Origin of the sequence: Tenacibaculum sp. TC6 (genome assembly GCF_050606265.1) — a bacterium.
GTDB lineage: Bacteria > Bacteroidota > Bacteroidia > Flavobacteriales > Flavobacteriaceae > Polaribacter.
On the sequence record NZ_JBOCUK010000031.1, the window covers coordinates 21,037 to 42,684 of the forward strand.

Consider the following 21,648-nt stretch of genomic DNA (forward strand, 5'->3'; position numbering starts at 1 on the left):
TTCTAAATCTTACAATTATGAATTCAAAATATTTATTTATAACCTTTTTAGCAATAGCAGCATTTATTGGCTGTAGTAATGATAATGATACTATGATTCCGGAAAATCCGAACCCTGATTTTTCAGGAACCTATGTACAAAAAGACCAAATGGGAAGACCCGCCATTAATACTGTTTTTGTAAACTCGGGTCAAAAAGACAACTTTAACACCACCATTCCGTCACAACAAAAAGCCGGTTTTCAAATGATGTTTGAAACCAACTTAAAAGCCTTAAGCCCTGCCTATGCAAATGATGGCGATAAAAATGCTTTAGGGTTAGATGCAACTACTTTTACTACGGTATTAGCTACCGATGTGTTAAGTGTTTCTTTAGACGGAACTACTACTTTTTATGATGGTACCAATGTACTTACCGGAAGGGCTTTAGCTGATGATGTAATTACGGTAGAGCTTCTTTTAATCTTTGGTGGAGAAGATTTTTCTGAAAATCCTTCTTTATCTGATGATCATGTAGACCAGAATGATAAAACCTTCCTAAGTTCATTCCCTTATCTTGCTTCTCCTTGGTAAGATTACAACCACGGTGGTGAGCCCCCAATACCTCACCACCTATTTTATATATATCAAAAAAACAATATTATGAAACTTACAAAACTTATTTTCGGAATTTCAGCTTTGGTATTGTATAGTTGCACTCACAATAATACCTCCCCTTTTTCTACGAATACCAACGATTACAATGCGTATTTAAACCATACTACCCCTACTGCGTTTAAAGAGCAAGAGGCTAATTTATATTTTTGGACACAGAAGCTAGAGCAACAACCTAGTCAATACCCCTATTTATCTAAAATTGCAACGGTTAATAATTCTCTTTTTTCTCTTACAGGAGAGGTTCAATATTTAAAAAATGCAGAGACCAATTTATTAGAGATTAACCAAAAAGCATCTTCCGCAGCCTATTTAAGAGCCTTAGCCAGAAATTATATTTCACAACATAAATTTCAGGAAGCCTTAAGCTTATTAAAAAAGGCAGAAGCTGACGGTGAAAAAATACTTGACACTCAAAAAATGCTTTTTGATGTGTATTTAGAAGTAGGAGCTTATGAACAAGCACACCACTATTTAACTACAATAGAAAACAATGATTTTGATTACTATATACGTGCTTCTAAATGGAACGATACCCGAGGAGATTTAAAAACAGCCATTCATTTTTTAGAAAGAGCTTTAAAAATAGCCGAGGCATCTAAAAATAAATCATTGCTCTTATGGACGTATACCAATCTGGCCGACTTTTATGGTCATAACAATGAACTAGAAAAATCCTATACTTTCTATTTAAAATCATTAGCCATCGATCCGGATAATGCTTATGCTAAAAAAGGAATTGCCTGGATTGTTTTTTCTCATGAAAAAAATGCTGAGGAAGCTCTTAGAATTATTAATAAAGTGCAGGAAACACATTACTCTCCGGATTATTATTTATTAAAAGCTGAGATTGCAGAGTATATGAATAATGAAGCTATGAAAAATAAAAATATTCAGCTTTTTTTAACCTCTGTACAAAACAAACTTTACGGAGCTATGTACAACCAGCACCTCATCAAATTATACCTAAATGAATTTAATCAAAATGAGAAAGCTTTACCTATAATTGAGCAAGAAATAATTAACAGACCCACTCCTGAAACTTATAATTTATTAGCATGGCTATTTTATAAAGAAGGTAACTATTCAAAGGCCCTGGCAATAGCCGATCAATTTATTGTTAAAAAAACGCACGAGCCAGAAGTTTTATATAATTTAGCTCAAATTTACAAGGCCAATAATTTACCTGAAAAAGCTTTTCAACTAAAGAAAGAATTAGTAGAAAGCAGCTATGAATTAGGCCCTACAATGATTGCTAAAATTCAAAATATTTAAAATATGAAGACGGTTAGTCACATAGTTTTATTACTGTTAATTTCTGTTACTGTTTGCGCTCAAACCAAAAGCGGACAACCTTTTAAAGGGCAAATTACGGATGCTAAAAATATTCCTTTAGAAAACGTTTATATCTATAACTCTTCTACCGGTAAGCATACCCATTCAAATAGTAACGGAATGTTTATTTTACAAGATAATTTTATAGGTAATACTGTTCATATAGGGCTTTTAGGTTATAAAAAACTTGAGTTTTTGTTAGATAAAGACCATTTTAACAAGGTTGTTACCATCCCTTTAACTCCTAAATCAATAGAATTAGAAGAATTAATTATAGAACAAGTTCCTAACCCCTTACAATCGGTTACCAAAATAGATTTACAAACAAACCCGGTAAATTCATCTCAGGAAATTTTACGAAAAGTTCCGGGGTTAATTATCGGACAACATGCCGGAGGTGGAAAAGCTGAACAAATTTTTTTACGTGGATTTGACGTAGATCATGGAACCGATGTTCGAATTTCTGTAGATGGAATGCCGGTAAATATGGTATCTCATGCTCACGGACAAGGGTATAGCGATTTACATTTTATTATTCCTGAAACAATTCAAAAGATAAACTATGGTAAAGGGCCTTATACAGCCAATCAGGGTGATTTTAATACTGCGGGTTATGTAGATTTTTCTACCAAAAAAAGCCTTGACCAAAGTCAGGTTAGTGTTACCTACGGTAATTTTAATTCACTGCGTACTTTAGGTATGTTTAATCTCATGCAACCTCAAAGCAATGAAAATGCGTACATAGCCTTTGAATATATAGAAAATGACGGTCCCTTTGAATCGCCACAGAACTTCAATCGAACTAATATCTTCGGAAAATATACTACAACGCTTAGTAATTTTGACAAAGTAACTTTAACAGCTTCTCACTTTACCAGTAGTTGGGATGCTTCAGGACAAATTCCACAAAGAGAAGTTGACAACGGAAACATAACTCGCTTTGGAGCTATTGATGATACAGAAGGCGGAAAAACATCTAGAAGTAATGTTAACCTTGAATATTTTAAAAACTTACAAGAAAACACCGTAGTACAAAGCAATGTTTTTTATACAAAATACAACTTTGAATTGTTTTCAAACTTTACATTTTTCTTAGAAGATCCTATTAACGGTGATCAAATAAAACAGCAAGAAAACAGAGAAATTTACGGGTTTAACTCCGTTATAAAAAACACTAAAAACTATGCTGACAGTCATATTAATTACCATGCTGGTTTAGGTATTCGATACGACAAAATTAATAACATAGCACTTTCAAAAACAAAAAACAGAAGCGAAATCCTAGAAAAGGTACAATTAGGAAATATCAAACAAACTAATATGTATGCTTTTTTTAATACAGAAATTGACTTTGAAAAGTTAACGATTAACCCTTCGCTTCGTTTAGATTATTTTAAGTTTTTATATAACGATCAATTACAACCGGAATATACCGTTTTGTCTAAAAACAAGGCTATTCTTAATCCAAAACTGAATATTACCTACACCATGCATAGCGATTTACAGTTTTTTATAAAATCAGGAATAGGTTTTCATTCTAATGACGCTCGCGTTATTTTACAGGATAATACCAAAAAAATGCTACCGAGAGCTTACGGAGTAGATATAGGTAGTATTTGGAAACCTACTAAAAATATTATTTTAAACTCAGCTCTTTGGTATCTATTTTCTGAAGAAGAAATGGTTTATGTGGGCGATGCCGGTGTTGTAGAGCCTTCAGGAAAATCCAGACGTTACGGAATAGATTTAGGCATACGCTACCAAATAGCTAAATGGTTATATATAAATACTGATGCTACCTATACCAATGCCAGAAGTGTAGAAGATAAAACCGGAGAAAATTATATTCCGTTAGCTCCGGATGTAACTGTTACCGGAGGACTTTACGTTACTAATTTAGGTGCTTTTTCCGGAGGATTTAATTTTAGGTATATTGATAACAGACCTGCTAATGAAGATAACAGTATTGTTGCTAAAGGGTATTTTGTAAATGATTTTTCGATTAATTACCATAGAAAACAGGTTTCTTTTGGTGTTTCTATTGATAATATTTTTGATGTAGCCTGGAATGAAACACAGTTTGCCACGACTTCAAGGTTACAAAATGAACCAGCTCCGATAACTGAAATACATTTTACTCCCGGCACACCATTTTTTGCAAAAGCTACGGTAACCTATCGTTTTTAAAATGTTTGTATTCGTTTTTTGATATATACAATTGTTAATTATAAATCGGGGGGATTTATAATTAACCCAAAGAAATAGCCGATTTTACAAACGGCTATTTCAATTTTTATGAGGTTACTGCTCCTAAAGTGTAGAGTTGTTCCAAGGTAGGAGAAACACTACCTCCTTCAGGTTCTAATGTTATTCCAAAAGCCTGAGAATCATTTGGGTTTTTCACTGTAAATATTTTATGCGAGCCTACAAAAGTATCCATAGTTCCTAAACTTGTAGGAGTTAACGGATCGAGTTTTAAAGACCACAATTGATATACTTTTCCTTTTGGCGGTTCCGGTAATCCTTGTACATCAACATACAGTGTTTCTTTACTTTTATTCCAATATACCTTAGCATAGGCTTCCGGCGCTACTTTTTGTCCTTGCAACGGAATGGTAATTATGTTTTTATCTCTAAGTGCTGTTAATAAATCCTCATTGATTTGCAACGTTGTTTTAGTTTCATTTAACAACTCTTCATACTGTTTCTTTTCAACTGTACTTACTTTCAACTCATCTTTTAAAGAAGTATTTTTAAGTACCGTAAACAATAGGGTACTTCCCACAAGTACAGAAGCTGCCCAACCTGAATATTGCATCCATTTAGATGGTGTTTTTCCTATAGAAACTACTTTGGCAGGCGTTTCTTGTTCTTGAATCATTTTTATTAAAAGCTTTTTAAACGAAGCTTTATTTTGTTGAGGAGCAACACTTGACGTTAACACAGAGGCTGTTTGTTCAATCTTTTCAATCTCACTCAATAACTCCGGGTATTTTTGTAGCATTTCATATACCTCAGCATTTTCTCTTTCGGTAAGAGAACCTGCTACGTATAATTCTAAAATACCCGATTCTATATATTCTTGTACATTCATATTATTCCAACATCGTTCTTAAAGTGTTCAAACAATTTCTGCTTCTTGTTTTTACCGTTCCTAACGGTATTTCAAGATTTTCAGAAGCTTCTTTTTGTGTATATCCTTTAAAATACAAAAGCTCTATTAGCTTTTTACAGGTATCTGCCAGTTTATTCACAAAGTTTCTAATACCAATAGCATTGGTTCGCTCATCTAAATTTTCATGGTCTTGTATTATATCTACGAAAATTTGAGCATCAAGGTTTTGAGATTTCTTCTTAAATTCTTTAGAGCGGGTTTTATCAATAGCGGCATTACGTGCTATGTTTAACATCCATGTAAAAAATCGTCCTTTTTGTTCGGAGTAAGAAGCAGCATTATTCCATGCTTTTATAAACACATCTTGTGTTACCTCTTCTGCTATTTCAGAGTCTCTAACAATATTAAATACTACCCCTGAAATATTTTGGTAATACATTTCATATAAGGTTTCAAATGCATACGCATCTTTTTCTCTAAATTTCTTAACTAGTAGTTCTAAGTCCATCCATAAGGGTTAATGTTTAAATTTACTAAAAAAACTTAACTATCAACCTAACAATACTGTAGAATGCAAAAAACTCCCAGAAATACTGAGAGTTTTTATTTTTTATTATTCATTACAAATTACTGGTTTTCGGTCATTTCTTCTATTAAACCTCCTGCGGTTGCTGTTATTAAACCTCCTGTACGAACAAGAATCACAATGGCATAAAACGGATGTTTATTAATAGGTGCATACCCTAAACCTGCCGGTAAATAATGAATTATTTTTCCTATCCATGAAGTTTTTAATAAGTATTCCGGAAAAACCGCCATTCCTACTATTAATCCGGCTCCTCCTAAACTAAAAACCGCCGGTTGTAAATATTTACTTACAAAATTTCCTGCTATTTTTAATTTTTTCAGGCCTAGCATTACAGCCACTAATATTGCTAAAAGTACTACATCTAAAATAAGTAAAGGAATTAAAATCCATTTTACAGAATCCGGAAGGTTTACATGCTTTTTATAAAGCATTATTACTCCCCAAGTGCTAGTTACCAAACCTAACCCGGTAATTACTTTAGATACGGTTGGTATAAAACCTAAATCAGTTTCAGTTACATTACCAACTTCTTCTACAGGATAAAATAAAATTCCTAATGCAGATAACCCTACTCCTGTATAGGCTACAAATTTTGAAATATCATCTAGTATTTCATCATCTTCATTTGACATAATTAAATTGATTTAGGTTAGTTTAAAAATGGTAGTGCCTGAAGCTATAAAAGCTTCTTTCGATTTATGGTTACTAAAAGGAGCTTCTCCCTCTCCTATTTTATATAAAACAGTAGTAGGAATGGCTATAAATAAACAAATTACATCAATAAATGTTAAGGAATCTCCTTTAGTAATGGTTTTATACAAATCAGAGATTAAAGGAATATTCCATTCTTTATTTAATCCTACCTGAGCCACTTCTAATAATGCAACCAAAGAAGTTAACACTGCATCCATTAACTGTTTAATTAAAAACAAGCTAAGTCCTGCTAATTTTTGAAGTAGTAATTTTAAGAAGTCTACAAAAGGGAGTTGCCCGTTGATGACTCGTTTAAAACCATCAAAAACAATATCAACCTGTAATTTAAATCCGTTACCGGCTTCAGCCAAGATACTTCCCATTTCTTTAAAAAATCGTTCCAACACATCAGAAAACTCTGTTGGTATTTGTGGAGTTGTTGAGGAATTTTGTCCTCCCCTGATAAAATCTTTCTTAGAGTTTAACCAATTTGAGCGAGGATCAGCCTCTCGTTCTTCTGCTGGTTGAGACGGATCTACTTCAGATAGAGTATCCGGTACTTTTACCAATTCCGGAGAAAACTTTTCTATCTCTTTATTTAAGGTATCGTCTATAAACTTTTTAATATGTTTTACTTCATCTTTTAAACTAATAATGGCATTGTTAGCAAAAGCTTTAAAAGCGTTTTTAGTTTCTAATATAGCATCCCAATCAAACAGAAAAGCTAAAAACTCAAATAGGTCTTTAAAAAACACTTTTATAGAATCAAATACTTTTTGAATAAACCTCCCTATTTCATGCAGTGTTTTTACTATCCAATTAAAAACCTGTTCTCCTACTTTAATAATAATCTTTACGCCTTCTTTTATTTTTTCAACTACAAATTCAAATGCTGATTTGGCGGTGTCCCAAACTGAATGAAAAAAGTCTCCTAAAGTAATTCCGTTAAAAGCTAATGCATTTTGTGATAAAGAAATAGCTCCTGTATTAGTGGGTTGTATATTAAAAGTGGCTCGTTGCATACTACTTTTTTCTTCTACCTCCATGTTTTTGGTTACAGAAAATAGTTGTTTTAAACCTTCCGCAGCACTTTTTAAGGTTCCTGAATCTGTTCCTTCAGGTACCAAAGTACTTCCATTAGGTTTTTTAAGTCCTTCTAAGCCTCCTCCGGAATCTATTCTTTCCTGTAATCGGTCTAAAACTTTTCCGTTTAAACTAATAGCTTTATCATTTTTTAAAAAGTCAGCTTTTAATACAATATTTGATGATGCTATATCTGAAACCGGACAGATAACTGTAAATTCCGGTACAACTCCTAGTGTTATTGTTGCTTGTTGATTAGGTCCTATACGATAACTTTCACTGTCAATGTAAACAAACAAATTAGTATCTGCACTTATATTTACCTTAGTTCCGGCAAATGTTTTGGTTACTGTGGTAGATTTAAAACGAATATGTGCAGAATACGTTTCTATTTCTTTTATACTGTCTGCGGCTTTTACCGTAATATTTTGTTGATTCCATAGTGTTGTAACAGCATCTTGCCATAACCACGTTACTTCACTTCCATGAGTTGTATTGATAGAGAACAATTGATTTCGAATATCTTTTCCTCTCAAACAACTAAACTGTTCTGCCTCTTTTACCATTAAAATAGGTTGCGTCCATGTATTGTGTACAAATTCATGGGTGCTTTGATCAAAAAAATGATTTGTTTGGTAGTGTAGTCCTTGTGAATCCAACGCCCATACACTACGTTCATTTTCATGCCTAGCAGCTCTTATTTTATGGATTTTATTTAAAGCGACCGGAAGATCTGTTACGTTAAAATCTTCACTCCCTTCCATGGTTGCAAATTCGCGTATGGTATTACCGGCAGCATACACAATATCATTTCCTTCTTTATCTTCTAGTAACGTAAAACAATTGATAAATTCATTTAGCTCAAAACGAGTTTTAGAAGTTTTATCATATATCGGATCCGGAAATGATTGAAATAACAACGAGCGTTCTTTACCTAAGTCATACAATAAAAACACTCCTTTATTGTATAAAAAATTTCCTAGCTCAAACTGAGCTACTTTCATTCCATTTTCCGGAAGTGTATATTGTTTAACTTCCATTTCATCTAATCGGGAAATGTAGTATGTAGCATCTTTATTTTTAGTAGTTGTTGCAAAAAGCACATGTTCAACTCCTAAAGATACTTTATTAATTTGCTCTTCTTTGGTTGCTGCCGTTAAGCTAGTCCAAGTTATACTTTTATCTAACGTTTGAAATTGAGTAGTTCCTAAAGTAATCTCGTGCGATATCCACACTTTATTATCTTCAACTTTTGCAATTTGAAACGAATCTTCTTCAACATTGTATTCTATTTCAAAAGAAGCTACCTCGTTTTGTGATAAACTTAATTGCGTCCATCCTGAAGTTACTCCCTCACTTCTAACAACAGCATTTAATTTGCGCTCTTTGGTTAGGTAAAAAATCATAGGTTTTTCAGGACCTATCATTAAGGATCTGATATCTTCTTTTGCTTCAATAGAAGATTCAGGAAAATAATTATTCATTAATTCACTGTAACAGTCAACCGTAACATTATCTTCTTTGGTGATTCTAAATTGAGTATCTGTTTTCATGAGGTATCTTTTTATTTTTCTACAACAGGTGCATAAGCCACATCGTAGGCCACAATATCTTTATCAGACAGTAAGCGTAGGTTTTTAAACGTGTAAACTTTTCCTAAGGGTAAAATAATTTTATTGGTTTGATTTAATACATCAATAGCATTCAATTTATTAATCAATTCATTGTTTCTTGTTACGCTCTCTTTACCTAAATCTACTGCTATCTGATTAATAATTCCTTCAATAACCACAACAATCCAAGCTAAAATAAGTGTAAGAATTTTTAATAAATCTTGTAAAAATCCATTTCCAAACAAGTCCGGGTTTTCATTAAAAGCAACTCTAGGCTTTGTAAGGGTATGATCTAAATCAAAACGTCCTGTTTTTCCTGCTTTAATGGTAAAATCTAAATATCCGGGAGCTCCTTTTTGATTTATCTTATCTTTTGTGTACTGACCGGATGTTGAAAGTGTTTTTTCTCCTACCTTTAAAAACCATGCATAAATTTTTACATCAATTGAAATTTCAATTTTATATCGAACCGTAATACTAGATTCTGTTTCGTCTTCTTTAATTCGCTCACGGGTTATTGTATATACGCTACGAATTGTATCATCTCCTCTGGTTTCATTTTTTTGAGCTGTCATTTTTCCATCAGAAAAACCATTTGTTATTTCCATATTATCAAGACCTGCAAATGTTTCCTGAACATATGTATCTAAAAAATAGACGTAACTATTAAAATGTTCTTTTTGAATTGCAAAAACACCATCTATTGTACTGGTAAGATCTTTTTCTAATTCTAATAAACTCTGAGGTAAAATTCCGGATGTACTACTATTAGGTGGCTTAGTATCATTCAACATCATTAAAAAATTAAGACCGCTAAACATTCCTTGCTTTTTTTGATGTGAACTATAAGAAGTTGAAAAGCCTAAAGAACTTGGTTGAAACATTGCTTTTTCTGTCTCCTTAATTTTTTTACGGTGTACTCCATAACCTAACACATATGGGTTATCACTATTCTTTAATGTTAGATTAAAATAATTTTCTACAGCTATTTGAAATGCTTCCGCTGCTTGTTGCGGCAACGTACTTCTGGCTTTATCAAATGTAGAAATATTTGCATTTTCAAAATTTAAAAACAAGCTTTCAATAGTAAAATCCTGCTCTGTTAACCCGCTATTTCGAATAATCTCTGACACCTTTTCTCCGGCATCTAAAATCATTGCATTCTTATTAATTTTTAATTGACCAATGGGAACTGTAAAGGCATAAACTATATTTTTAAGTTCATACTCTGTAACGGCCGCTATAGCTTCCGGTCTGTAATAGAGTTTCCCGCTTTTAAATCGAATTTCTAATAATAAACTTTGGCTTTCTTTTTCTTTTATATGAACAATTGGTGCTTCTAAATTTGCATCCCAGCCAAAATTAAAATTAACACCTTCTTCTTCAACTTTTTTAACTAACTCCCCAACCAATGTCCAATTATTAGTTGTTTTTGCCTGATTTATTTCTTCTTGTAAAGAAATCCATCGGTTGAGTTTTGTTGTAAAGTTTTTATCTTCATTAGAAATATGAAAAGGTTTTTTATCTCCGGTAGTAGTATTGCCAGCTAAAACACTCCATTTTTTATGAATAATGTTTAGCTTATGTAACTGTTGAAACTGGTAGTTTATAGTATTTTGAGATAGCGTTAATACCATATCATACCCTGCTAAGGTTTGTTGTCCACTCATGATGAATTGAATTATTTTTGCGGGGGTTGTTAAAACTTTAACTCTGATTATGAGATAAATATACCCCAAACTATAACTTACTCTTCCTTTTTTTCTTGAAACTCAATATATAAGAGTATAAGTGTAATAATAGTTGTTATAACCGTATTACTATTATAAGCAGCTTTTTTTGTATTATTTTAAAAACTGATTTGTTGTTTTATACTTATTCAAAATTGTACACCTTAAAATTTATTTTAGAAAAACGGTGTACAGTAGATATTATAAATTTTTGTACAATTTATTATCAAAAAAAATATTTTGTTGTACAAAAAAGTTTTTATCTGTTTGTACAATGAAAATAAAAAAAGATTAAATGTTTGTACAAAAAGTTATAGGGCAATAGCATTCTATCAAAGAAACTAAAATCTGAAAGACCTCATCAATTGAGTTATTCTTTAAATTTAGCTCTGAAAAAATATTCAATAAATTATTAAAAGAGAGATTGTTTTTTTAACGATGAATACCTTATTAAAAAAAAATGTAATGTGCACTCATGTTAATGCTACAAGTCTTCAAAAAATAAAAAAGCCTTTTTGATGGTTTCAATATTTAACTTTTATATTTGTTATATAACAACATGTAAACATATCGTTTTAATACCTAAAAGGAAGGTATAACGATGTATTTTATGTTTATATAAGCAAGTTATAACCAATTATGAAAAAAATTCTCGTCCTAACAATATTACTTTTTTCTATTCAATCTTTTTCGCAAGAAAAGAATGATTGCGATGATAGAATTGTGCCTTATTGGTGGAATGGAACAAACAGTAGAATTGATGGCGAAAGCCCAACTTTAAGAAAAGCCTTCAAAGAAATTCAATTATCCGAAACTGAAATTGAACCAAAAAGTGGATTTATAACATTGAGACTAAATATTTCGAAAACAGGAAACCTTTGCAAAATTGAAACATTTCAAATTGACGAAAATTATAAAAGTACTGAATTTAATAATGGACAATTAGTTAAAGAATTAGAACAAATTGCAATAGGACTAACGAATTGGAAAAGAGATAAATATTATAACACGTACAACCTAATTAGGCTAAAAATTAAAGACGGACAAATTGAAGAAATTTTTTAAAATATTTGGCTACATAATTGGTGCTATTTTAGTCATTGCAATAGGTTTTGGAATCTATGTCTATTTTTGGAACGAAAATAGGATTGTGAAATCTAAAGAATTATCCCTACGGATTGAAAATTTTGAATCACAAGACAGTAATGAATATATGGAATACTCTGTCCATTTAAACAAAGCTGGAGATTTTGAAAGAGGCTTTAAATTTTTAAATAAAGCAGTAGAACTCGACCCAAAATTACATTTAGGTTACAGAGGTTGGATAAGGTTAAGAAAAATACGAGACTTTGACAAAGCTCTCGAAGATTTTGACAGACTTGACAGTTTGACACCAAACTTCGTAGATGCACCTTGGGGAGAAGATATCGACTTTTTGCGAGGAGAATGTTTTTTCGGAAAAAAGGAATATCAAAGAGCAATTGAACTATTTAATCGCAACATCCAAAACCAAAAAGAGGATTGGGCAGACGTTCAATCATTTGTTTATCTCGGACTTTGCGAATACGAACTCGGGAATTACGAAAAAGCAATTTCAGAATTTGAACGAGCTTTAAAACAATCGGAATATGTTCCTGAATCTTTTTTTGGAATGGCAAAAGCCTACCAAAAACTTAGACAAATCGAAAAAGCAAAAGAGAATTTATTAAAAGCAGAAAATAATATTCATTACAAACGTGATGATGTTTATAACGAGTTTTTGAATGAGATTTATATATCAGAAATTCAAGAATTTAAACAAAATTTGAACTAAAAATAACTGTTTACAACAATGGCTATAAGTAATTGCTTGTTCTCGCCTACTTCTGAAAATCCTCGCGAATTTTCAGTTTGGTGTGTACTTGCAAAAGTAAGTACTAACCCACGCAACTACTTATAGCCGAAACCGTTGGGTGCTATTTTGAACAAACTTTAAATTCCATAGAAAATTTCTAAAATGAAAACATATTTCGTTGACTCTTTTACAAATGAAAAATTTAAAGGAAATCCAGCAGCTGTTTGTCTTCCTGACACAGAACTTACAGTTAGCACAATGCAAAAAATTGCTACTGAAATTGGTTTTTCTGAAACTGCATTTATTAAACAAATTGCTAACAACACGTATAGCATTAGGTTTTTTACTCCAAAAATTGAAATTCCTTTATGTGGTCATGCCACGTTAGCATCATCAAAAATTATTTTCGACACAACTTCATTTGAGAGTATAAAATTTATCAACTGTAACAATGTTGAACTTTTTATTGAGAAAGTAGAGGGTAAAATCAAAATGCTATTTCCTGTTTATGACACAGAAGAAATTGACGTACCTCAAAAAATGTTAGAGGCTCTTGGAATTTCTCAAATTGTAAATAAAAGATACAGCCCGAATAATAAAATAATTTTAATAGAGATTAAAAGTGCAGTAGAATTGGCTAATTTAAAACCTGATTTTGCAACATTAATAAATTCATATACAGGAATAAATGGTGTCTTAGTAACAGCCATTTCTGATAGCCCAAAGTTTGATTTTCATTACAGATATTTTTGGCCTTGGGCGGGAATCAATGAAGGCCCTGTAACTGGTGCTATCCAAACGTTCTTGACAAAATATTGGGCGACAAAATTGAACAAATCAAAATTAAACGCTTATCAGTCCTCATTAAGAACTGGAACAATGAGTACAGAATTTTTACAAGACAAAATTTTTATTTTGGGAGAAGCAGTAACAGTTTTAGAAGGATAATTTATTTTATAGATATGATTATTGACACTTTAAAAATATTATTCAACAGAGATTTGAAACGTTTGATAACGGAAGTTGAACAATATAAAATCGAAGCAGATATCTGGAAGATTAAAGGACAAGTAAATAATTCAGCAGGTAATCTTTGTTTGCATTTGATAGGCAATTTAAACACTTACGTTGGAGGAGAATTAGGCTATACAGGTTATGTAAGAAAACGAGAGTTGGAGTTTTCTTTAAAAAATGTTCCAAGGCAAGAATTAATTCAAATGATTGAAAATACTATCGAAATGATTAACAAAACATTGGACAGTTTGGATGAAAATATTTTAGAAAACGAATATCCAATTTTAGTATTTGACCGTAAGACTTCGACCGGGTATTTATTAGTGCATCTGACAACTCATTTGACCTATCATTTAGGACAAATAAATTATCATAGAAGACTAATTGAAAATGATTAAAAATAAAAACAGTACACAACAATATATAACCGCAATTATGACGGATTCGACTACTTCCGAATCCATTCGGAATTGCTAACATCAGTATCAAACCAAAAATTATCGCTAATTTAGCCGTAACTGACGGTTATACGAGGCCATTTATAAATAATAAACAAACTATTATGAAAGTAATAAAATTGATAATTTTTCTTTTAATCTTCACATCTTGTGCACTTCATAAAAACACAAAAAACATTGATTATAAGGATATTTCTATAAATTTAAAAACTGAAAAAACTTCATTTAAAAGCAATCATTGGGTTAAACTATATATTACCATTAAAAATGATTCTAACCAAGATATAACAATATTAAAACCCTCTACTGAATATGGGTATCAAATGGATTTCTTTAATGTTAAATATCAATGTGAAGACCAAAGTATAACTGAAGCATCTGAGCCTCCAATAATAAAAAGGGCAGAAACAGATATAATTACAGTCAAAGCAAAATCAGAAATTGAATTAGAATTAAAAGGGAATTTATACGACGTAATTTGTAATAGTTCAAAAATAACACAAGTAAAAGTGATTTATGATTCCACCAAAGAGCTATCTGAATGGATTATGAATAAAATAGGTACCGAACAAAGTAAGTTAAAAGATAAATTAACTAAACTAAAAATAGAAAGTAACGAAACTACAATTGGATATTAACATTTGCTAACACTGTATAAAAATAATTGCTAGATTAATACTCAATTAGAGGTCATTATAATTATGCTAACTCTGAGTTTCCTATGGAAATTATAAATGAATTAGAAAAATAACACACTACAATTAATTATTTTTCGTGGGAAATGAACTCGCATCCTTTTCCTGCGAAAAATCATACATAAATACGTTGGCAGTAATTTACCAAACCTAACCCGAATTAAATGAACGAAAAAAGTTTACCATATCATTTAATTATTCCAAGTCTAATTTCAATTCTGATTTTAGGAGTAATCTTTCTGAATAGAAAAAAGTTATTTTTGAATGTAAAATGGAAATGGTTTTGGATAAGCACATCTATATTTTTCGGAATTTATCTCCTCATTGTTGGAGGAGCAACTTACTCTGATATTTCATCGGAGTTAGCTCTACAAAAATTTGACCTGAATAAAGATGGACTTTTTAATGGAGATGAAATCACACCTGAACAAAAAGAAGCAATGCGAAATGTGATTTCAGATACAGGACGGAATTTCTCATTTATTACTGGACTGATATTTTCTGGAATTATAACTTTTTTTGTCTTTATTGGTGGAAAATTAATTGAGTATATAAATGTGAAAAGAATAAAAACTACACACAACAATATATAACCGCAATTACGGCGGATTCGGATATGTCTGAATCTACTTCCACTTATAATTGTTAAAGTCTATGTTAAACCGAAAACATTAACTTTAATACCATCACAAACCATATGCAAACCGTTGTTATAACCATATTACTATTATAAGCAGCTTTTTTAAGTATTATATTAAAAACTGACTTGTTTGTTTTATACTTATTCAAAATTGTACACCTTAAAATTTATTTTAGAAAAACGGTGTACAGCAGATATTGTAGCTTTTTGTACAATTTATTATCAAAAAAAATATTTTGTTGTACAAAAAAGTTTTTACCTGTTTGTACAATGAAAATAAAAAAAGATTAAATGTTTGTACAGTTCTGTACACCTAAAATTTATTTTTTTTTAAAAAGGTGTACAAACTAATTACACCTTTTTAAAAAAAATATAGCTTTAGTTATAGTTAGAAATTAATGAATGCTCTTATAACTTCATAAAAAAGTTGAAATATTTTCCTTATCAGAAAAAACACTTCAACTTTTTATAATCTTAAAATAAGTTTATTAATTAGTAATTAATGTACTATCTTTTAACTTTAATGAGCTTTTTTTATCATACTTTAATCTAGCTAAAATTGATTTGTAGTAACATAAAAGTAAATCATAGGACACAAATTCATTTTTTCTGCTCTCTGTTCTATAAAGTCTATTTAAACTCATATGACATATACTAAAAATTAAATTGGAAGAAATTTCTTTACTTGTTACAGTAGATTTGATTTCATTAATATATGGCTTAATACTTTGACTTTTGTAGTTTACTATATTTAAGATGTTTTCATACGTATTACTTCTAGAAAGTATTTCCTCAATATTTTTCTTATTGTTTCTATACTTAAGACTTAATCGTTTTTTTAGGTTTGTATCGTAAACAAACTCGTTTTTAAAAAAATGAATGAATGTCTCTGTCATTTCTTGTTTTTCTTCAACAGATAAGTTAAATGAGTCAAATATGTCATCTATTATTAACAAACCTATTAACCAACGATAGTTTTGACTTTCCGTGTCTTCTATTAACTCCAATAATTGGATAACCATGTTACTATCATAAAAAAATACGTTTTCAACATTTGCTATTCTGTTACTACCATATCTTTCTAGTTCTCTTATATAAAAATCTGATTGTAGTTTCCAAATTAAATTTTGTTGAATTAACAGTGAAAAAACAACATTTAAGTCTTTAATTAATTCTCCTATATACTTAGTATCTGTAAGATGAAAACGTAATCTTAAATGAAATTTAGGATCGTAGTATCTGATAAAAAACCACTGATCAATGTATTTTTTTTCCAACCAGTTAGTCATCAATGTTGAAATTTGATTAACTAAAATATCATCTGCTGTTCTTACGCCTGTATATATCTTAAAAAAAGCCCATTCCTCTCCTAAAATAAAAGTTCTTTTAATGCCAGAAGTTTCCATATCTATATTTGATTTTTATAAAATGAAAAAATAAATTCATTAACATAATGTTCCTTTTCTGAGTTCGTACAAATCGTATGTTCATTAAAAAGACATTCTTCTAACAAGAAATTACTTTTATGTTTAACAAGATTAAAAAGTGTTTGTATCGAAGAGGTATTCTGAAGATTTAATAAAATTTTATTGTCTCCCTCAACAAAATAAACAATTTTAGGAATTGATTTATTTGTTCTAAACTTATGCATCTCTTTTAAAAGGATCTTATTATTTTTAATATCGTATAAATGCTTAATATCTTTTATATTCATTTTCCATTTAGCCGTCGATATTATAATCTTCTTATAAATAATTCTAGGAAAGAAATCTGAAAAATTACTCAAAGAATCCCAACCAAATCTAATCATAGTTCTTTTATTTTCTCCTTGAAGATCACATAAAAATCTATAAATAGGAAGTGTGCTCGATTTAAAATAATGAGCTGTTGTTAATCTTGGTAAAACTTCTTTATTGTGCTTTTTAGATCTTAAACAAATTGCATTATTTCTAATAGAAATTAGTAAATCGCTTATAGGTATTTGATGTTCATTATTTTTTAGAGACCTTGCCAAATAAGGTATTTCAAAATTTCTGACAGAAGGACGCATTAATACATTTCCTAATCGATCTTCAGGTAAATGAACAATCTCTGCTAAAATTTTATCTGAATTTATTTTTTTTTCAACTTCTACTATTTCATTAATAAATTCATTCATTTTTACATCTCCATTACAAAATCTACCAATCAGGTTTCCTGCACTTGATCCTGTAAAAAAGTTAAGATGTACATAGTTTTCTTTTTCAAGATTAACTACTTGTGCTAATGTAGAAAACGTATCTGTTAAATCGTTTAGATTTCCCTCTTCAGGAATTTCATCTTCTTTAATTTCAATTGTAATTTCCTTATTGTTTTTTGCTTCTATAATTTTGTTTAAAAGCATTTTTTCAAAAGAAGACAAACTAAACTGATCTGAGCTTTTCCCAGAAACGCTTTGTATATTTAAATCATCAATTAACGGATTTACATCTCCTGTTCCGGTATTCACCGGATATCCTAACCCTAATTCTTTATCTAAGACTAAAGATAATGGTACTTCTTGAGTTTCATATCTTTCATAAAAAGCTTCTTTAAATTTATTCAAGTCTGTATTTTGACTATGATTTTTTTGTAAGCTAATACTGTTAATAACTCTAAGACCTTCTTCAATATGATTAATAAACTCATCACTCAATGTATTATACTCATTACCAATCACAAGATCGGTTTGAAAAACATATTTAGGGTTTACATTAATTTCCAGTTGTTGTAATAATGCTAAAACATCATAATAGAGCGATACTTCGTTTTGAACATGATGATCTAAATCCGTAATTTTACTCTTTATGGATTCAAGAACAACCAAAATCTGATCAACATCTTTAAGTTTTTTTAATGTTGAAATAATATTTTCAAGATTCTCAGTTCCTGATACGGTTTGTTGAAGCTCACTAGTTAATATTTGACTATCTATGAGTTCAAAAATATATTCCTTGGCTTCATCAATACTAATTTCTGGCTCAACAAGTCGATTTGCTAATTCCGTAATTGTTTTACCTTCCTTAGAAAATTCTATACTATTTTCTAAATATTCTGATGTTTCTACTTCTACAACTTTATGGATTAATTTATTGCTACTATTATAGGTTGATTCAACAAATCTAATTACACCTCCAATAGTATATAAACTATTATTAGGATAAAAAAGTAGCTGTTCTTTTAAGGCTAAATTATTCTCGATACGTTTTACTATGATTCCTGTTAAATCCATATCAAGTCTTGTATGTCTATTATTCAGTACGTTTTTTCTTTCAATATTATTTTGCTGATCAAACGCGCCTATTGAGCAACCGGAAAACAATCCGAATGGAGTGGGTCTAGAACTCATTCTAGACAAATATTTTAGAAAAGAAATTTTTATTTTATTAGCATCATCTGTCTTTTTTCCTTCAGTCCATTTTTTAATTTCTTCAAATAAAATAGGAGATGCCAAGTAAATCGATTCCTTTACTAAAGGATTCTGAAAAACCTCTTTAAGTTGATTATCAGAAACTTCTTCATCCCTAGTAATATTTAGAAAAAAATCTATTGGAAATAAAGGGGTTCTAAGTATATACGTGTCAAAAATTTTATACATTCAATTAGTCCTTTTTTTCAATTAATTCTATTGCTTTTATCATGTAAGGGTCGTTAAGAAAATTAGTTATTGTTTCATTAACAACATAGTCTATTTTGAGACCTTTTTTTTGTGCTCCGTCTCCGTTTGGATAAAAAGCACCTAAACTAGTAAAGTTAACCGGGGTACCATCAGGCAATTTATACGTAGTTATATTCATTACAGAACCAGCAGTTTGCTCACCAACAGTAATACAATTAGGAGCTGCTTGAATAGCCATTCCTATAAATTCTGCTTTGCTCTGAGTAGTGTGATTTACTAATAGGATAACTTTACCTTTATAATAATTGGAGTTTTTAGACCCTGCAATAAAAGGGTCTTTAATGTAGCTAAGTGCTGTTTTTTCAAAATTCGCATAAGAAGGTTGCCCTTTAAGAGGAAAAAGAACTTTTATAAATCTTTTCTTTGTAGGATATAAATATTTTACAATATCTCTTTCCAAAATATTTTTTGGATAATTTCTTAAATCAATAATAATAGCCTTTGTTGTTGCATATTTTTTAAATGCTGCCTTTAATTCTTCTTTTGAAATTGAACCTAAATTTATATATCCTATACCATCATTAACCAACTGTTTTTTTGTTAGAATTTGTTTTGGTTTTAAATAGGAATAGTCCTCTGTTTGTATATTATTATACAATTTGATATAACGACTTTCAATATCTTTTCCTCTTTTTAGTTTTATTTTAATAGAATCGTACTGATTAAAGAAAATCCAAGTAGCCCATTTTTTTAAAAAAGAATTATTAGAGTGTGAAATTATAGATCCTACTCTTTTTTTAAGACTTGACGGAATGTCCAGATCATTTACTTCAACAATCAAATCTCCCAATTTAATATTGTTTACCTGAGCAAGTGCTTTATTACGTATGGAATTTACAACTAAGGTATCATTAACCATTTTTACACCAAATGCAGGTTTATATTGAAATAGTGAATCATTAACCACTGGAGAAACATAAAACGCATGTGAGTCATTTAAAGCGGCAATGAATTCAGATTTTACTTTTTCATATTTTAGTGTTGAATCTGCAACTAAAAAGTGAGGTATATAATTATCAATTTGCTCATACCAAGGAATGTCCATCAAATATTTATTTACATTATAATATTGTATAGCATTCCAAAAACTAAAAAAAGTAAGTAATCTGTGAGATTTGTTAGCAGAGTTAAAATTGGCAATCTCTGTTTCATTCTTAAAAGAAGGCATCATAGCCAACTTTGATATAGAAGGGTAATAATTTCCTATATCAGAATTGTTACTTAGGGCTTCTAATTTTTTTTTAATTTCATGAGTAAAAGGAAGTTTTTGAATCCATTCATAATCCTTATTTTTTTCAAATAATTCCTCCTGTTGTTTCTTATAAGACAACTCATTCTTACTACAAAACTCAGAAATAAATCCAAACAAAAAGTTATTTAACTCACCTTGATTTTTAACGATTTCTATTTTGTTAATGTTTTCTAGAAATACAGCATTCCAATCATATTTTCCTTTACTTATATCAGGATCATGATATTTTAACAATCCCCAAACAAGGCCGAACTGTTTATATTTTGTAGTTTGTTGAAATTCATTTTGAAAAGCATTGGCTTGAAAAACATATAGCATACACCATATATTTAAAACTATAATTTTCTTGAAATTCATTTAGTTTTAATATTTAATCATTAATAATTCTTCTGATGCAGTTGTGTCTTTTCCTAGAAATTTATTGTAGCATAATAATATTCCAGCAAGCCCTTCTAAAACTGAGATATTTTGCTTGTCTGTACCTTTTATATCAAGACCGTAGTCTATCGAATCCTCTCCCTGTTCTTTCTTTCTCTGTACTAGTGTTTTTTCTATCCAATAATTAGATGTTTTTAAAAATAAATCATCTCCTGTAATATCATAAATATTACGAAAGAGAATTGCTATTCCACTTGTTCCATGGCAAAATCCGGCGTCAATAATAAATTTTTTATGATTTTCATCTTCAAATTTTCGACTCGCAACATGTTTTAACATTTCTACTATTTTAGAAACATAAGATTCATTATGAATTTTTTTGGATGCAAACAATAATGTATACAAAATACCCAAATCTCCATAACACCATCCTAGTCTAGAATTTTGAATTACAATATTTTTATTAACGTAATCTTCATATTCCATTTTTACCGGATAAAAGCTGAAGATTTTTTCATTAATTTGTTGTTCGTATTTTAAAAAGAATTGTATAGCATTATCAATTATAGTTATAATTCTACTTTTTACAGAATCTTCTATATAATCTTTAGTTAATACTTTTGTTAAGAAGAAGATATTGGCTCCTATTCTGTAAGCTTCCCCTAATTAGAACTGCATAAATTTCTAATATTTCATAAAATTATAACTTTTAATTCTCTTGGGGCTAGCCCCAAGAGAATTAATTTCTGCGTATTTTATCGGTGATTATCTACCCAGTCTGTCATGGGGTCCATGATGGTTATAATCATACATCAATCTTGTGTTTGTTCTCTTACTTGGTCGATATTCTCAAAGATGTACTTATCAAG

At 30.1% G+C, this 21,648-nt stretch carries 18 protein-coding genes and 1 pseudogene; 9 read left to right on the forward strand and 10 right to left on the reverse strand.

Annotation, left to right across the window (positions count from 1 at the left end):
- Positions 1–17: 17 nt before the first annotated feature.
- The 3 genes from ACQY1Q_RS14095 (at position 18) to ACQY1Q_RS14105 (ending at position 4,175) form a co-directional block, all read left to right on the forward strand.
- Entirely contained in the window at positions 18–572 is a 555-nt protein-coding gene (locus tag ACQY1Q_RS14095) for a DUF4331 family protein (protein ID WP_431005964.1), read from the forward strand.
- Between the two features lie 69 nt (positions 573–641).
- On the forward strand, positions 642–1,928 hold the full coding sequence (locus ACQY1Q_RS14100) for a tetratricopeptide repeat protein (protein ID WP_431005965.1): 1,287 nt from the start codon (positions 642–644) through the stop codon (positions 1,926–1,928).
- A 3-nt stretch (positions 1,929–1,931) separates the two neighbouring features.
- On the forward strand, positions 1,932–4,175 hold the full coding sequence (locus tag ACQY1Q_RS14105) for a TonB-dependent receptor (RefSeq protein ID WP_431005966.1): 2,244 nt from the start codon (positions 1,932–1,934) through the stop codon (positions 4,173–4,175).
- A gap of 106 nt (positions 4,176–4,281) precedes the next feature.
- On the opposite strand, the gene ACQY1Q_RS14110 is transcribed toward ACQY1Q_RS14105, so the two are convergent.
- From ACQY1Q_RS14110 to ACQY1Q_RS14130, 5 genes are all read right to left on the reverse strand, one after another.
- Positions 4,282–5,082, reverse strand: a complete 801-nt coding sequence (locus ACQY1Q_RS14110) for an anti-sigma factor (protein WP_431005967.1) — start codon at positions 5,080–5,082, stop codon at positions 4,282–4,284.
- A gap of 1 nt (position 5,083) precedes the next feature.
- Positions 5,084–5,611, reverse strand: a complete 528-nt coding sequence (locus tag ACQY1Q_RS14115; RefSeq protein ID WP_431005968.1) for an RNA polymerase sigma factor — start codon at positions 5,609–5,611, stop codon at positions 5,084–5,086.
- A gap of 119 nt (positions 5,612–5,730) precedes the next feature.
- Positions 5,731–6,324, reverse strand: a complete 594-nt coding sequence (locus ACQY1Q_RS14120) for a hypothetical protein (protein ID WP_431005969.1) — start codon at positions 6,322–6,324, stop codon at positions 5,731–5,733.
- Positions 6,325–6,336: 12 nt separating this feature from the next.
- Entirely contained in the window at positions 6,337–9,021 is a 2,685-nt protein-coding gene (locus tag ACQY1Q_RS14125; protein WP_431005970.1) for a hypothetical protein, read from the reverse strand.
- Between the two features lie 11 nt (positions 9,022–9,032).
- On the reverse strand, positions 9,033–10,751 hold the full coding sequence (locus tag ACQY1Q_RS14130; RefSeq protein ID WP_431005971.1) for a hypothetical protein: 1,719 nt from the start codon (positions 10,749–10,751) through the stop codon (positions 9,033–9,035).
- Between the two features lie 699 nt (positions 10,752–11,450).
- Between ACQY1Q_RS14130 and ACQY1Q_RS14135 the strand changes: the two genes are divergently transcribed.
- The 6 genes from ACQY1Q_RS14135 (at position 11,451) to ACQY1Q_RS14160 (ending at position 15,405) form a co-directional block, all read left to right on the forward strand.
- On the forward strand, positions 11,451–11,876 hold the full coding sequence (locus tag ACQY1Q_RS14135) for a hypothetical protein (RefSeq protein WP_431005972.1): 426 nt from the start codon (positions 11,451–11,453) through the stop codon (positions 11,874–11,876).
- Positions 11,860–12,624: a tetratricopeptide repeat protein gene (locus tag ACQY1Q_RS14140; RefSeq protein WP_431005973.1), complete on the forward strand. Its 765-nt coding sequence runs from the start codon at positions 11,860–11,862 to the stop codon at positions 12,622–12,624. Before ACQY1Q_RS14135 ends, ACQY1Q_RS14140 begins: the two co-directional genes overlap by 17 nt.
- Before the next feature lie 183 nt (positions 12,625–12,807).
- The gene (locus ACQY1Q_RS14145; RefSeq protein ID WP_431005974.1) at positions 12,808–13,593 is read left to right on the forward strand and encodes a PhzF family phenazine biosynthesis protein; all 786 of its coding nucleotides are present in this window, start codon (positions 12,808–12,810) and stop codon (positions 13,591–13,593) included.
- A gap of 14 nt (positions 13,594–13,607) precedes the next feature.
- On the forward strand, positions 13,608–14,057 hold the full coding sequence (locus ACQY1Q_RS14150; RefSeq protein WP_431005975.1) for a DUF1572 family protein: 450 nt from the start codon (positions 13,608–13,610) through the stop codon (positions 14,055–14,057).
- A gap of 164 nt (positions 14,058–14,221) precedes the next feature.
- A complete protein-coding gene (locus tag ACQY1Q_RS14155; RefSeq protein WP_431005976.1) occupies positions 14,222–14,755 on the forward strand; it encodes a hypothetical protein in 534 nt (177 codons plus the stop codon).
- 221 nt (positions 14,756–14,976) lie between these two features.
- Positions 14,977–15,405, forward strand: coding sequence for a hypothetical protein (locus tag ACQY1Q_RS14160; RefSeq protein WP_431005977.1), 429 nt, complete (start codon positions 14,977–14,979; stop codon positions 15,403–15,405).
- 535 nt (positions 15,406–15,940) lie between these two features.
- Here the strand turns inward: ACQY1Q_RS14160 and ACQY1Q_RS14165 are convergent.
- The 5 genes and pseudogenes from ACQY1Q_RS14165 to ACQY1Q_RS14185 all read right to left on the reverse strand — a co-directional run.
- Positions 15,941–16,858 (reverse strand): thiopeptide-type bacteriocin biosynthesis protein, encoded by a 918-nt coding sequence (locus tag ACQY1Q_RS14165; protein WP_431005978.1) that lies wholly within the window; start codon positions 16,856–16,858, stop codon positions 15,941–15,943.
- 2 nt (positions 16,859–16,860) lie between these two features.
- Positions 16,861–19,068 carry a lantibiotic dehydratase family protein gene (locus tag ACQY1Q_RS14170; protein WP_431005979.1) on the reverse strand — a complete coding sequence of 736 codons (2,208 nt, stop codon included), beginning with the start codon at positions 19,066–19,068 and terminating at the stop codon, positions 16,861–16,863.
- A 4-nt stretch (positions 19,069–19,072) separates the two neighbouring features.
- A complete protein-coding gene (locus tag ACQY1Q_RS14175; RefSeq protein ID WP_431005980.1) occupies positions 19,073–20,758 on the reverse strand; it encodes a S41 family peptidase in 1,686 nt (561 codons plus the stop codon).
- Between the two features lie 6 nt (positions 20,759–20,764).
- Entirely contained in the window at positions 20,765–21,427 is a 663-nt protein-coding gene (locus tag ACQY1Q_RS14180) for a lanthionine synthetase LanC family protein (RefSeq protein ID WP_431005982.1), read from the reverse strand.
- Positions 21,428–21,463: 36 nt separating this feature from the next.
- A pseudogene (locus ACQY1Q_RS14185) lies at positions 21,464–21,648 on the reverse strand (integrase core domain-containing protein); the annotation flags it as partial.